12 protein-coding genes are annotated in these 13,027 nt (G+C 70.2%); 2 read left to right on the forward strand and 10 right to left on the reverse strand.

Annotated features, from left to right (window positions below):
• The gene (locus ACF0H8_RS10025) at positions 1-1,341 is read left to right on the forward strand and encodes a DUF2254 domain-containing protein (protein WP_395288786.1); all 1,341 of its coding nucleotides are present in this window, start codon (positions 1-3) and stop codon (positions 1,339-1,341) included.
• A 249-nt stretch (positions 1,342-1,590) separates the two neighbouring features.
• Here ACF0H8_RS10025 and ACF0H8_RS10030 read toward each other — a convergent pair whose 3' ends face one another.
• Both ACF0H8_RS10030 and nhaA read right to left on the reverse strand, forming a co-directional pair.
• Positions 1,591-2,823 carry a cation:proton antiporter gene (locus ACF0H8_RS10030; RefSeq protein WP_395288787.1) on the reverse strand — a complete coding sequence of 411 codons (1,233 nt, stop codon included), beginning with the start codon at positions 2,821-2,823 and terminating at the stop codon, positions 1,591-1,593.
• 1,227 nt (positions 2,824-4,050) lie between these two features.
• Entirely contained in the window at positions 4,051-5,442 is a 1,392-nt protein-coding gene (gene nhaA, locus ACF0H8_RS10035) for a Na+/H+ antiporter NhaA (RefSeq protein WP_395288788.1), read from the reverse strand.
• 97 nt (positions 5,443-5,539) lie between these two features.
• On the opposite strand from nhaA, the gene ACF0H8_RS10040 reads away from it, so the two are divergent.
• Positions 5,540-5,746, forward strand: a complete 207-nt coding sequence (locus ACF0H8_RS10040) for a recombinase family protein (protein WP_395288789.1) — start codon at positions 5,540-5,542, stop codon at positions 5,744-5,746.
• A gap of 650 nt (positions 5,747-6,396) precedes the next feature.
• Here ACF0H8_RS10040 and ACF0H8_RS10045 read toward each other — a convergent pair.
• The 8 genes from ACF0H8_RS10045 to ACF0H8_RS10080 form a co-directional block, all read right to left on the reverse strand.
• A complete protein-coding gene (locus ACF0H8_RS10045) occupies positions 6,397-7,104 on the reverse strand; it encodes a hypothetical protein (RefSeq protein WP_395288790.1) in 708 nt (235 codons plus the stop codon).
• Positions 7,105-7,311: 207 nt separating this feature from the next.
• Positions 7,312-8,061, reverse strand: coding sequence for an anti-sigma factor domain-containing protein (locus tag ACF0H8_RS10050; protein ID WP_395288791.1), 750 nt, complete (start codon positions 8,059-8,061; stop codon positions 7,312-7,314).
• On the reverse strand, positions 8,061-8,657 hold the full coding sequence (gene sigK, locus ACF0H8_RS10055; RefSeq protein WP_395288792.1) for an ECF RNA polymerase sigma factor SigK: 597 nt from the start codon (positions 8,655-8,657) through the stop codon (positions 8,061-8,063). Before sigK ends, ACF0H8_RS10050 begins: the two co-directional genes overlap by 1 nt.
• Before the next feature lie 476 nt (positions 8,658-9,133).
• Positions 9,134-10,579 carry a dihydrolipoyl dehydrogenase family protein gene (locus ACF0H8_RS10060; RefSeq protein WP_395288793.1) on the reverse strand — a complete coding sequence of 482 codons (1,446 nt, stop codon included), beginning with the start codon at positions 10,577-10,579 and terminating at the stop codon, positions 9,134-9,136.
• 470 nt (positions 10,580-11,049) lie between these two features.
• Positions 11,050-11,331 (reverse strand): DUF427 domain-containing protein, encoded by a 282-nt coding sequence (locus tag ACF0H8_RS10065; RefSeq protein ID WP_395288794.1) that lies wholly within the window; start codon positions 11,329-11,331, stop codon positions 11,050-11,052.
• Positions 11,332-11,410: 79 nt separating this feature from the next.
• On the reverse strand, positions 11,411-12,178 hold the full coding sequence (locus ACF0H8_RS10070; protein ID WP_395288795.1) for a class I SAM-dependent methyltransferase: 768 nt from the start codon (positions 12,176-12,178) through the stop codon (positions 11,411-11,413).
• Positions 12,179-12,180: 2 nt separating this feature from the next.
• The gene (locus tag ACF0H8_RS10075) at positions 12,181-12,435 is read right to left on the reverse strand and encodes an anti-sigma factor family protein (protein WP_395288796.1); all 255 of its coding nucleotides are present in this window, start codon (positions 12,433-12,435) and stop codon (positions 12,181-12,183) included.
• 11 nt (positions 12,436-12,446) lie between these two features.
• Positions 12,447-13,001: an RNA polymerase sigma factor gene (locus ACF0H8_RS10080; RefSeq protein WP_395288797.1), complete on the reverse strand. Its 555-nt coding sequence runs from the start codon at positions 12,999-13,001 to the stop codon at positions 12,447-12,449.
• Between the last annotated feature and the right edge of the window lie 26 nt (positions 13,002-13,027).

Here is a 13,027-nt window from a genome sequence, read left to right on the forward strand (position 1 = left end):
ATGATCTTGGTTCTCCGGCGGCTCAGTGAGCGTTTCTGGGTCATCCCGGCGCTGTTGTGCGTCGCAGCGGTGGTTGCGGCCGAGGTGCTGATCGCGGTGGACGAGCGAGTGGGCAGGCTGTCGTTGCCGAGTTGGGCCAGTGCGATTTTTTACCGGGTGGGGGAGAGCGGCAGCCGTGACATCCTCGGTGCTATCGCGACCTCTGCGCTTGCTGTGGCTGGCACGACGTTCTCAATCACCATGGCGGTCCTCGCGCTGACCTCGTCTAGCTACGGGCCTCGGCTGGTGCGCAACTTCATGGCGGACCGGGGCAACCAGGCTGTGCTTGGCAGTTTCGTGGCGACCTTTCTTTACAGCCTTCTGGTTCTGCGGTCGGTTCGCGCCATCGGGGACCCGGGTGACCCGGAGGCGGAGGTCTTCATTCCGCACCTCGCCGTCAACGGCGCGGTGGGGCTGGCGGTGCTCAACGTGGCGGTGCTGGTCTACTTCATTCACCACATCTCCGACTCCATCCAGGTATCGACGATCGCTCGACGGGTCAGGTCCGATCTGTACGCCAGCGTTGACGGGCTCTATCCCGAACATCTCGGCCACGGCGAACGCCCGGCGCCATCAGCGGCCGTGCTACCGGAGGATCTCGAGGAGACGGGTCGTCCCGTGGAGGCCGGGGCGACGGGCTATATCGCCGAGGTCCGAACTGATGCGCTCATGTCCGTGGCCCGCGAGCACGATGTTCTCCTGGTGCTCACAGTTCATCCCGGTCAGTACGTCATGGCCGCTAGCACAGTCTGCCGCGTCTCTCCTCCCGAGAGGGCGGAAGAGTTACTGGAGCGGCGAATCCGCTCGGCGGTCTCCGTGACGGACGCGCGCTCCCCCCACCAGGACATCGAGTTCGCGGTTCAGCAACTGACCGAGCTGGCCGTCCGAGCACTGTCGCCGGGCGTCAACGACCCCTACACGGCCGTCAACGCGCTGGATGATCTCTCCTCGGGGCTGGTGCGCCTCGCCAGCCGGCGCATCCCGTCACCGGAACGGTTCGACGACGACCATGTCCTGCGGGTTTATGCTCCGCGGCCCGACGCCGTATCGCTGACCTCAGGCGTGCTGGACAGCATCCGCTGGTACGCGGCATCCGCGCCGCCGGTGATGCACGCGGCACTCAGTCTCGTCGAGCGGGTCGGCGGCCAGACCGAGGATCCGCGCCTGCTGGAGAACCTGGTCGCCCACGTCGACCGGCTCTCGGACGCCTTCAGGCGGGCCGGCAACGACCCGCACGACGTCGAGGGTTTCGCCGCCCACGCCAGGGAGGTGGCGACGAGCCTGAGTCGGTCGCAGCGTTAGGGCATGGCTCTTCACGCGGGGCGGTGAGGGATTGTCTGCAGGCGCGGGTGATGGCCGGGGGATGCGGGATGGTGGCGAGCGTGGAGCCGAATGCCACCGTGACCACGAGATCGAACGCGTTGAGCTTGGCGAGGGACCGCTTCCCGGTGACTCGCAGGCAGAGAACCAGGACGGCATACGCGGCGGCGCCGACGAGGACGATGCGGAGCAGGTCGGACCAGGAGTCGAACCACATGTCTGCCTCCGGGCTCAGCGATGAGCGCGCGTGGTGGTCGTGTCGGGCATCGCGGAGCGGGCGTAGAGCTGCCGGCCGGGGGACGACGTCACGCCGAAGGCGAGGATGCTCGCGGCGATCATGAGGCTCGCGGCGGCGAAGAAGTCCGGGTCGGTGACTCCTTTGTCCATGCTGTGCGCGATGTAGAAGATCGAGCTGGCGCCCATGGGGCCGAACCACCCGAGAAAGACCGCTTCACGTCGCCGGAACGCCAGCGGCCGCGCGAGTGCGAGCACCACCGGCAGGCGACGCAGCACCAGGACCAGGACGACGAACACGACCGCGGCTGGACCGAACGCCGCCCACTCGTCCCAGGGCAGGACGACCCCGAGCACGAAGAACAGCGGCAGGCACAGGTAGCGGTTGACCGCCTCGTCGAGGCCCTGCTGCGGCTCACGCTCCTCGCCGGCGACCATGCCGTTGTAGACGGTGCCGGCGACGAACACCCCAAGAATGCCGTCCGTGGACGCGGCCCGCCCCAGTCCCAGCACGGCCACGGCGAGGAGCACCGTGAGGATCAGGTTCGGCGCTGGTTCCAGGTCGTCGTCCTTGGTCGCCAGCCGGACGGCGAGCGCGGCGAGGGCGCCCGCGGCACCGCCGATGAGGACGCTGCCGAACACCTCCCAGGCGATCCGGCCGGCCTCGGCTCCCGGGGAGGTGGCCGGCAGGACGACCGCGAGGGCGACAGCGACGAGAGGCAGCGCGAGGCCGTCGTTGATACCGCTCTCCACGCTGATGGTGTGCCGGACGCGCTCGGGTAGATCTCTTTCCGCAGGCTTGCCGGAGACGATCGAGCCGGCGAGCACCGGATCGGTCGGGCACAGGCAGGCTCCGACGAGCGCGGCGAGGGCGACCGGCAGCCCCAGGGTGAGCACCGACGCGCCGGAGATGACGGCGGCCAGCGGCATGACTACGGCCAACAGGATCAGCACGGGTCGGGCGACCTGACGCAGATGCGTCGCCGGGAACCGGAGGGCAGCGCCCATCACCGAGATGGCGACGATGATCCGGCTGCCCTCGAGCAGGACCAGGTCACGCACCGGCACGGGGAGGTCCACCAGGCCGAGGACGTGCGGCCCGGCCGCGACGCCCAGGATGAGCGCGAGAAGTGGCTCGGAGAGAGGCAGGCCCCGCATGCGGCGACTCACCAGCGCCACCAGGAAGGCGAGCGCGCCGACCAGGCCGTAGGTCAGGTGCAGCTCCGTCATCGGTCCTCTCCTGCCGCCTGGACGAATGTTGGCGCCGAGAGTGAAGGCGCGCCAGCGATCGTGCCCACGGGATTGATCGCCATGTGCTCATGCTGGCTTGCCCGGTTTGCGAGTGGCTACTCGACCCCTCGGCCGGCGGTCAGGCGGCCGCGTTGAGCAGCTCCACGCAGGCCTCCTCGCACACGGCGCAGGCCCTCGGGAGCACACCTTGCATTGCTCCTGCATCTCGGCGTGCTCAGCGCACTGGTCGCCGCAGGCCTGCACGCCTGGACGCAGGAGAGGAGCTGTGCTCGGGTGATGTTGGCGTCGTCGCCGGCGTGGCGGGACAGGATGAGGGCGGTGGTGTCGCAGATGTCGGCGCAGTGGAGGTTGGAGCGGATGCACTCGTGCAACTGGGCGCCGCTCTAGCGGTGATTGTGGCGACCGTGGTGCTGTACGTGACCTTCATCGTCCTGACCCGGTTCTTGGGTCAGCTGGTGCTGGCGAGTGGGCCTCGCAGACACACGCGTGCCGGGCCCGTCGACCCGCCGCGGGGCAAGAAGGCACGGAAAGAAACCCGGTGTGGCTTCGCTCGATCCACACGCGCGCCATCGCGCTATCGAGTTGATAGTGCTCCGATAGCGCCATCGCTTTCATGGTTCGGTGTGGCCTGGGCAAGCGTCTCCCGGTGGCCTTGGGCGGTCTCCTCGGCGGAGATGGCGGGGGTGAGGATGGCGCCGGGGGCGTCGATGGTGGCGACGGTGATGTCCGTGGTGGCGGCGAAGTTGACCAGGTCGTGGCGGGCGCTTCGACGGTGATGGCGGGACCGTCCGGGCCGAGCGCGATGGTGGGGCAACGCTTCTCGTTCGGCAGCAACAGTGGGAGCGCAGCGGTCAGCTGCGCGTCTGGGCCGCGGCGTAGGCGCTGAGGATCTCGGAAGTCGAGCCGCCGGTAGCTCTCGGCGTATTGAGTCGGGCCATACGGATCTGCGCAATGCCGGCGTGAGGTCATCAAAAAATTCGGGCGGCGGTGACTTCGCCGAGCTGGTCGACGTCTTGGAGAATGCCAGCGTCGCGCAAGGTCGCGATGCGAAGGGAGCATGCGTGCCACAACGCGTGAAACGCGTCCCACAGCACCGCTGCCATCAGTGCGGCACCGATCACGGAGACGAAGCCCCACGGGTCGCCCCTTCCTTCGGCGTCTGTATCACCACGCGGCTGGCGGCGACGACGCCAGCATCGGCACGCCTCACGGTGACGGAGGTGCGCCGCCGTCGTCGTGCGACCCGGTAGCAGCTGGTGACCCGCCGTGCTCGTAGACGTCGGGGATGCCGTCGGCGTCGCTGTCCACGCTCTCCTCGGCCTCGATGGCCTTGTAGCGCCTGTTCCGGGCCGCGAGCACGACCGCGGCGAGCAGGGCGGCGATGACCGACGCGGCCAGGATGCCGACCTTGGCGTGGTCGTTGCTCGGCTCGCCGACGGTGAAGCTGAGGTCGGCGATGAGCAGCGAGACGGTGAAGCCGATGCCCGCCAGCAGCGCGACGCCGACCAGGTCGATCCACCGGAGCGACCTGTCCAGCTCGACGGGCGTCAGCTTGGTCAGCAGCCAGGTCGTGCCCACGATGCCGATCGGCTTGCCGAGCACCAGACCGAGCACGATGCCGATGGTCAGCGGATCCCCGATGGCCGACGCGAGGCCCTGGGCGCCGCCCACGGCGACGCCGGCGGAGAAGAACGCGAACACCGGAACGGCGAAGCCGGTGGAGAGGGGTCGGAAGCGGTGCTCGAACACCTCGGACAGGCCCGGCCCGGCGGTCGGGCCGCCGCTGGCCTGGCTGCGGATGACTGGGACGGCGAAGCCGAGCAGCACGCCGGCGATGGTGGCGTGGATGCCGGAGGCGTGCACCAGGGCCCAGGCGACGAACCCGATCGGCAGGAGGATGAACCAGGCGGCGGCGGGCTTGAGCCCGAAGAACCGGCGGTACTTCTGGGCGAGGAAGGTGTAGGCGGCCAGCGGCACGAGCGCCCAGAGCAGCGGGGCGAGGTGGAGGTCGTCGGTGTAGAAGACCGCGATGAGGGTGATGGCGATGAGGTCGTCGACCACCGCGAGTGTGAGCAGGAAGATGCGCAGTGAGCTGGGCAGGTGCGAGCCGACGATGGCGAGGACGGCCACGGCGAAGGCGATGTCCGTGGCCGTGGGAATCGCCCAGCCGTTGAGGTTCTGTGGGCTCGAGGCGTTGACGCCTGCGTAGATCAGGGCGGGGACGACGACGCCGCCGACGGCGGCCGCGATCGGGACGACGGCGCGTCTCGGGTCGCGCAGGTCGCCGGCGACGAGCTCGCGCTTGAGCTCGAGGCCGACGAGGAAGAAGAAGATGCCGAGGAGCCCGTCCGCTGCCCACGCCCCGAGGGTGAGGTCGAGGTGCCAGGGCTCGTAGCCGACGCGGACGTCCCGCAGCGTGAAGTAGCTGTCGGCGGCGGGCGAGTTCGCCCACACGATGGCGATGGCTGCGGCGAGGACGAGGATGATCCCGCCGACGGTCTCCCTGCGGAGGATCTCGCCGATCCGCAGGGCCTCGCGATAGCTGCCGTGGCTCGGGACGGGGGACCGCTCGGAGGTGTGGGACGACGCGTGAGGCATCGATGGGCTCCTGATTCGGGTTCGACGTGCTGACATGCCGACCAGACTTCCCGGCTCACCGGGGATCCACAGTAACGGCCGCATTGCTCATCGGTGATTGGCCGCGTTCGCCGAGCTGAAGCGTGACCTCATCCGGGAGCGGACGATGGCCGGCCTCGCCGCTGCTCGGGCGCAGGGCCGCAACGGGCGGCCGACGGTCATGAGCGCCGCCGACAGGACCGCCGCGGCACTGGCCGCCGAGCTCGTGGGGGAGAGCCCGACCCAGATCGCCAAGCCTCTCGGGATCTCGCGCGCCAGCGCGTAACGCCACCGCCACCTGGCGACAGCCGAGAGCGTCAGTAGCACCGAGAGCTGTGAGGCACCCCGCCCCGTTCAGGGGCTGCCACCGTCGTGGAGCGCGATCCTGGTGAACTCCGTTATTCCGAACCGTCGGCATACCTCTTGATTACGGGCGTCTGAGGCTCGGCAGGCTGGGCGCATGAGGTCGTCCATACCCAGGCCTCCAAGCGTCGCACGCCTCGATCCCGCACCCCATCAGCGCCGTCTCACTCAGCGCTTGTCCCAGAACAAGGGAGTAGAGCCCGCGTCCTTCAAGCACCGTCTTCGACCGACTCGACGATGTGCGCAAGTTGGGCGAGGGTTGAGGAGGAAGCGGACCTGGTCTGGTGGGTCGATGAACCTGAGCCGATGGGGGTAGCGGTGGCGAAGACTGATGTCGAGCTCGCCGGAGAGGCGCCGCATCGGCCGACGTCGACACGCGGATGGAGCCTCTGGCTTGCGGAGCCATGGTGGTGCTTGGTGCTCGTCTCTGTTCGGTCTCTGCAACGCCGCGGGCGCGTTGGGAAGACGACGGTGGTTGAGCCACGGCAACCTACGGGGTGGTGAGGTGCCGATGGCCCGCTTTGCAGCGGGCCATCGGCTGGTGCTCTCTCTCGACGTGATGGGCTGGTGTGGTCAGCGCAGGACGCCGCAGACGGCGGGGTCGGTGGCCTCGGCGGGCAGGGTGGGGTCGAGCTCGCTGGCGCCTTCCTTGCTGAGGCTGTAGGCGCCGTTGCCGTCGTAGTCGATCCCGTGGATGACCACGACTCCTTCGCCGTCGCGGACGGCGTCCGCGATCTGCCTGGCGGTGCCGACCCCGCCGTCGTAGCCGGTTCCCTCCACGTCGGTGAACTTGATGTTGCTGCGGCTGTAGAGGTACCAGCCGTGCTGGGCGACCGGGAACCGGTCGACCGCGAGAAGGCTTGCGGGGGAGGTGTCGCCCTCGGTGGTGAGCGAGACGACCACCGGACCGTAGGCTGGGACGCCCTCGAGGGTGGTCAGGCGCCCGTCGTCGTTGCTGTCGTCGAACGCCGTGGGGCACTCGTTGCGGGCGTCGTCGCCGAAGTGGATGTGCTGGGCGTGCGGCGCGTCGGGCGTCAGCCCGCTGGCGTGGACCTGGACGTGCTTGATCCGGCTGTTCTTGACGACGACCGTCGCGCGGCCGGAGGCGCCGGAGTCGTTGAGCTCGTCCAGGTCGGCGTGCAGGACGGCCGTCCTCTGCTGGCGCGGGTGGTCCCAGGACCGGTCGCCGTGGGCGAGGGCGGGTCCGGCCCCGACGAGTGCTAGGGCGGACAACGCCACAGCCGAGGAACCGACGGCCGTCATAAGGCTTCGCTTGGTCACGGTTGTGCTCCTTGCGGTGAGAACCGACGGGGCGGTCCCGCTGGTACCCGGAGTTCGGAGCCCGTGGCCCAGAGGATGGTTGTGCGAGCAGATCTCTTTCTGGCGGCGTCGTTGAGGCTCTCCGAGAGCCGGTGCTGCTGTCGCGGTCGCTGCCGACCGCCTCACCCCGGTCTTTCGCCATCCGTCTCCCCTCAGGGGGACTTCCGTTCAGATGCCCGTAGGGAGGGCCACGATCGGTGTGGTGGTGGGCTGCTCGGAGCCGCCGGCCGGTTCGACGGTGATGGCGAGCACGCTGTCCGCAGGGAGGTCATCGATCTCGGTGCTCACCAGCCCCTGCTCCGGCTGCATGACACCTGCCGAGGACGCCTCTCCCTGGTCGACGATCCACAGCTGGTAGACGCGCTGATCCGTGAGGGCGGGCAGGTCCTGTGCGGCGAAGATCGTGACCTCGTCCGTGACGACGGCGACGGCGCGGCCACCGCCTTCGACGTTGGCGCCGAGGAGCTGCGCGTCCGGCCGGGCGAGCGCCTCGGCGAGGGCGGTCACCTCGTTCTCGGCGCGCTGGGCCCGCTGGGCCTGCTGTACGGCGAGCCCGGTCGGGATCGCCGCGACGAGCAAGATGGCGGCGGCGGCGAGCCAGCGAGCACGGCGGTGTCGGCCCGACGCGGTGATCGCGGCGTTGGCGCGGCGGGCCCGCCGTTCCTGGGGGGGCGACGGGCGGGGGTTCTGCTGGGCGGTCTCGGCGACGGCGGCGAGTACGTTGTCGCGCACGCCGGCCGGCGGTTTCACGGCGCCGTCGGCCGCGAGGAGGGCGGCGGTCTCCCGCAGCGTGCGTGCCTCCTCGGCGAGCTCGGGGTCTGCACGTATCGCGCGCTCGAGCGCGGCGCGCTCGACGTCGTCGACGGCATCGAGCGCCCAGGCGCCCAGGAGCTCGCGCTCCGCGTCGTTGTCGTTCATCAGTCCACCCCCAAGCACGTGCGTAGTCGGTGCAGACCGTCCCGGATCCTCGTCTTGACCGTCGGCAAGGAGGCTGCGAGGTCCTGAGCGACCTCGCGGTAGGTGCGCCCGCCGTAGTACGCCCGCACCACGGCCTCACGCTGGAGGTCCGTGAGCGTCTTCAGGCAGTCGTGGATGTGGTCCTGCTCGGCGGCGCGCTCGGCGGCCTCCGCGACGTCGTCGAAGGGGCGGTCGTATTCCCGGGCCGAGAAGAGGTCGTCGCGGGTGCGCTGAGCTTGGACGGAGCGCACCCTGTCGACAGCTCGACGGTGGGCCATCGTCGCGATCCAGGCGAAGACGGTGCCGCGGGTGGGGTCGAACTGACGGGCGCCGCGCCACACCTCGATCATGACCTCTTGGGTGACCTCCGCCGCCAGGTCGCGGTCGCGGAGCACACGCAGGGCGGTGCCGTGGACCATCGGGGAGGTCTCGTCGTACAGCGACGCGAAGGCGCGGCGGTCACCGCCGGCCACCTCTTCCATCAGCAGACGCAGGCGGTGGGCGCGTCGGTCGCGCTCGGTCGACGTGCCGCGCGAGGCTCGTCCCGGTGACGTCACCTTGCCATTGTGGTGCGCTCCTGGCCGAGCGCGCGGCGTACCTGGCGTCGTCACAGAGGACCCTCCGGCGTGGTGCTCGGATGACGGGCCTCAGCTTCGTGGTCGGCCCGTCATCCGAGTGCGATGGAGCAGGCCGGCCTGGGCCGGGGCCTCGCTCAGGAAGTGGATCGCTCCGGAACTCCCCGGCCCTGGCCCGGTAGCTGTCGTGCTCGGTCAGTGCCTTCTGCGCGGTTTGGTCGTCAGTGGCACCGGCGTTGGCATCGTGCACAAGAGTGGCTCTTCCCTCCCTGTCCTGCTCTGTCACGGGGAGTTCGGAGCAGAGGATCCCCCGGATGGGTCCGCGCAGCGGCAACGAGTCCCGGCCCCTTGATGCGAACCACGCTCACGAGCACGGCCGGGGTCAGGATGCCTCCTCTGGCAGCGTCTCAAAACCAAGGGGTTGCGACGCTCCTCCCTGCGGGCCGTGACGGTTCGGGTCAGCGTGAGAGGGCTCTGCGCACGGCCGTCGCGGTGTGGATGGCCGCGCGGGCGGCGGGCCGCCGGAGCCGGTGCTGCACGTCTTGGATGGCGGCGTGCCAGGGTCCGTCGCCGTAGGTGGGGTAGGCGTGGGTGGTGGCGGTCAGGTCGCCGGTTGTGAGCTTTTTGCGGACGGCGAGCGTGAGTTCGGGCAGGCTCTCACCGGCGCGGGGGCCGACCACGGTTGCCCCGGTCACGCGGTTGCGGTGTCCGAGCACCAGGCGCGAGAAGCCCGCGGTGAGTCGGTCGGTGATGGCGCGGTCGATGTGCTGGTGGGCCTGTGTCACGGTCCGCGGTGCCGGGCCGGAGTCGTTCCAGGTTGGTGCGCCGACGGCGGCCACCTCCGGATCGGTGAAGGTGACGCGGGGGATGGCCGCGGTGTCGATGGTGCGCCGCAGGCCTAGGACGGCGTTGGTGGCCGCCACAGAGGCGTGCACCCCGGCGAGGTGTGTGAGCTGGGGGTGCCCGGTGAGGTCACCGGCCGCCCACACACGGCGGTTGGTGGTGCGCAGCGCCGCATCGACCCGGACGGTCCCACGTTGGTCGAGTTCGATGCCAGCGACGTCAAGGCCGAGGTCTGCGGTGCGTGGAGTGCGTCCGATCGCTATCAGGAGAATGTCGTACTCGAGCCGGTAGCGCCCGTCACCACCCACCAGGACGGCCTCCCCGGCGCCTCGTGGGCAGCCTTTCACCTCGGCGAGTCGGTGACCGGTCAGGATCGTGACGCCGTCGCCCTCCAACGCTGTGCGGACGATCCTGGAGGCGTCGGGATCTTCCGCCGGCAGGAGTCGCGGCGCGCGCTCCACGATGGTGACCTCGGATCCCAGCCGGGCGAACCCCTGTCCCAGTTCACTGCCGGTCGTACCGCCGCCGATGATGACCAGCCGACGGGGCAGCCGCGTCAGTTCCCAGATCGTCTCGCTCGTCCACGGGTCAGCCTCGGGCAGGCCGGGCGTCGGCGGGAGGGTCGGCGTGGCCCCGGTTGCCAGCAGTGCGCGGTGAAACTGCAGCGTCCGGCCCTCGGCGGCGATGGTGCGGGGCGAAGTGAACCGGGCCTCCGCGTGGACGGTTTGCACCCCGGCGGTGCGTAGGGCCTCGGGGGAGTCGGTGGGAGCGATGGCTTCGACGGCGTCGTGGATGTGCGCCATGACCCTTCGGAAGTCCACCTCGACGGCTGTGGCGGTGACGCCGAGCTCGCGGGCTCTGCGGGTGTGGGCGGCGGCCGATGCTGAGGCGAGCAGGGCCTTGCTCGGGACGCATCCGGTCCACAGGCAGTCGCCCCCTGGTCGGTCGCGCTCGATCAGGGCCACCCGGGCGCCGAGCCCGGCGGCCGTCTTGGCGCCGATGATGCCCGCCGTCCCTCCGCCGACCACCACGAGGTCCCACGTTGGTTTCGTCGGCGTCATGGGTTGTCCCCTCCGTCAGGCATGGCACGGTCATGCGCATCCTCCTGGGAAGCGCTGGGTCGCGCGAGGCTTTCGCTCACCTGACGTCGAGCAACTTGACAAGGCGGCCGGTGGAATCGGCGCGGCGGGGCCCGGGTTTCCCGCTCGAGCGGATGTCGCACGGACGTCCCCCGCACGAGGAGGCTCTGATGAGTGCGTCAACCACGGCTACGCGCGTCGCCGTCGTGGTCTACGAGGACGCCGCTCGGGACTTCCGAATGCCACCTGACGCGCTGCTGGCCGGCCCCTGAAGAAGGCTGGCGCGCCGGGGTGGGTTGCCCTGGGCCGCGTGTCCACTGCGGCCGCGATGCGCTCGCAGGACGACGGCGCAGGCGTACGAGTGTCCAGGGGCCGACCGGCGACCCTTGATGTGCAGGAAGGATGGGCCGGTCGTGGGGCCCTCCTTTGGTTCCTTGCCCCGATCCCGTCGTCTAGTCGCTCACCTTCACCCCGCGCCAGAAGGCGACGTGACCGGCGATCTCGTGGGCCGCGGGGGAGGGGTGCGGGTAGGCCCAGGCGACGTCGGCCGCGGCCTCGTCCCCGCCCTTGATCGACCAGCAGTGGGCTTGGCCCTTCCAGTGGCAGCGGGTACGGGTGTGTGAGGGCGTGAGGAGGTTCCAGCGGACTGCCTGAGGCGGGACGTAGTGGTTCCCTTCCACGACGACGGTGTGGTCGCTCTCGGCGGTCACGATGCCCTTCCAGATGGCGCGCATGGCCTGGTCCCTTTCATGGGCACGCCTCGTGGTGAGGGAACCCGGCCAGGAGCGATGGTGCTTCCAGGTGCTGGCGTGCTCAGTGGTTCTTGCGGGCGGTGAGCCGGAGCAGGGGCACCGGCAGGTGGCGGTCCGGTCCCGCCAGGGCTGTCAGGGCCTGCTCCGCCGCCGCTAGCTGGGCGGGGGTTCTCCTGGGTGTGTACAGGCTCTGGACCGCCAGGTGGGCGTCGTGGCGATCGCGCAGCGGGAACTCGAACCGGTGGGTGTCGGCGTGGACGACGGTGAGGCCTGCCTCGCGCAGCAGGCGCGTGAGGTGGCGGCGGGTGACCAGCTGCGGCATGGACCCCGGACCATGCAGGTGAAAGGTCAGCGCGAGGAGGGGGCGCACGTCGGACGGGCGGACGGGCCAGGCAGCTGGGAGAAGGAAAGCGGCGGTCCCGTGTGGCCGCAGGACGCGTGCGATCTCGCCGACCGCGGCGCTCAGGGGGTGAAGCAGCATCAGGCCCATCGACGAGACCACGGTGTCGACCGCGGCGTCCGGGAGCGGTAGCGCGCGGGCGTCCGCCTGGATCACCGGCCCGCGGCCGCGGGCGCGGGCGGCGCGCAGCTCCGACTGGGAGATGTCGACACCGAGATAGGAGGCGGCCGCCGACAGTCTTGGCTGGAGCACGGCGTTGCCGCAGGCCACGTCCAGAACGTCCCCGGCCTCAGTGGGCACGGCATCGACGAGCCAGTCGTGCGGGGAGCCCAGGCGTGCATCACGGGCGTGCTCGAACGCCCGCTCGGTGATGCCCGGGTGCTCGCGGTGGTACGTCTCGAGATACCGGGACCAGGGCGTGGTCGGCACGGTCAGGCGGGCGGCTCGGACAGGTCGTCGGCGAAGGCCCGCAACCGGTCCAGGGCGGCGGGGTCCACACCGTTGTGCCCGCCGGCGGTTGCGCCGATCGCCACCTTGATGGCCTCGTACGTGCGGGCCTCAAGCCCGCAGCGCCGGCAGTACTCGAGGTGCTCGGCGACGAGGCCTGTCGAGGCGGGGTCCAGCTCGCCGTCGAGGTAGCCCTGCAGGAGCCGGGCCACGCGGTGGCACTCGGAGCGCGACAGCATGGACGAGAACATCACATCCCACCTATCCGGGGTGCAAGACCCGCGACGTCGAGCGTCGCCCGAATCCGGGCACGGGCACGGTGCAGCCGGCTCATCACCGTTCCTCTCGGCACCCCGAGGACGTCGGCGGCCTCCTGATAGGACAGGCCTTCGATGTCGACGAGCGTGACGACGGCGCGGTGCCTGTCCGAGAGGCCCTCCAGCGCTTCGGCCACAGCGGCCTCGAACTCCTCGCTGATGGCCACCTCCTCGGCCGAAGCGACCCAATCACCGGAACTTTCCAGGTTGCGTTCCACCGACTCCCCGTCCCTGAGGAGAAGAGGGCGGCGTCCCCTGACCCGGTTCAGGTGCGCATGGCGCAGGATCGTCAGCAACCACGCCCGGGGATGGGCGCCGTCGAACCGATCGACGGCCTTGAACGCCCGGACGAGGGTGTCTTGCACGAGGTCCTCGGCGTCGGCCGGCTGACCGGTCAGGGACAGCGCCACCCGGTAGAGCACGGGGATCTCGGGAACGACATAGCGGTTGAAGGCCACGTGCTGGCCATCGCGCGCCGTGCGGGTCACCCCATAGGAACCCGCCGGGGGGACCC

The organism is Georgenia sp. AZ-5, assembly GCF_043952095.1.
Classification (GTDB): domain Bacteria; phylum Actinomycetota; class Actinomycetes; order Actinomycetales; family Actinomycetaceae; genus Georgenia.

Coding starts and splice junctions, on each gene's coding strand:
- ACF0H8_RS10060 (WP_395288793.1), bottom strand. CDS start 10,579: ATGACGCCGACGAAACCAACGTGGGACCTCGTGGTGGTCGGCGGAGGG.
- ACF0H8_RS10065 (WP_395288794.1), bottom strand. CDS start 11,331: ATGCGCGCCATCTGGAAGGGCATCGTGACCGCCGAGAGCGACCACACC.
- ACF0H8_RS10030 (WP_395288787.1), bottom strand. CDS start 2,823: ATGACGGAGCTGCACCTGACCTACGGCCTGGTCGGCGCGCTCGCCTTC.
- ACF0H8_RS10050 (WP_395288791.1), bottom strand. CDS start 8,061: ATGAACGACAACGACGCGGAGCGCGAGCTCCTGGGCGCCTGGGCGCTC.
- ACF0H8_RS10075 (WP_395288796.1), bottom strand. CDS start 12,435: ATGCTGTCGCGCTCCGAGTGCCACCGCGTGGCCCGGCTCCTGCAGGGC.
- ACF0H8_RS10025 (WP_395288786.1), top strand. CDS start 1: ATGATCTTGGTTCTCCGGCGGCTCAGTGAGCGTTTCTGGGTCATCCCG.
- nhaA (WP_395288788.1), bottom strand. CDS start 5,442: ATGCCTCACGCGTCGTCCCACACCTCCGAGCGGTCCCCCGTCCCGAGC.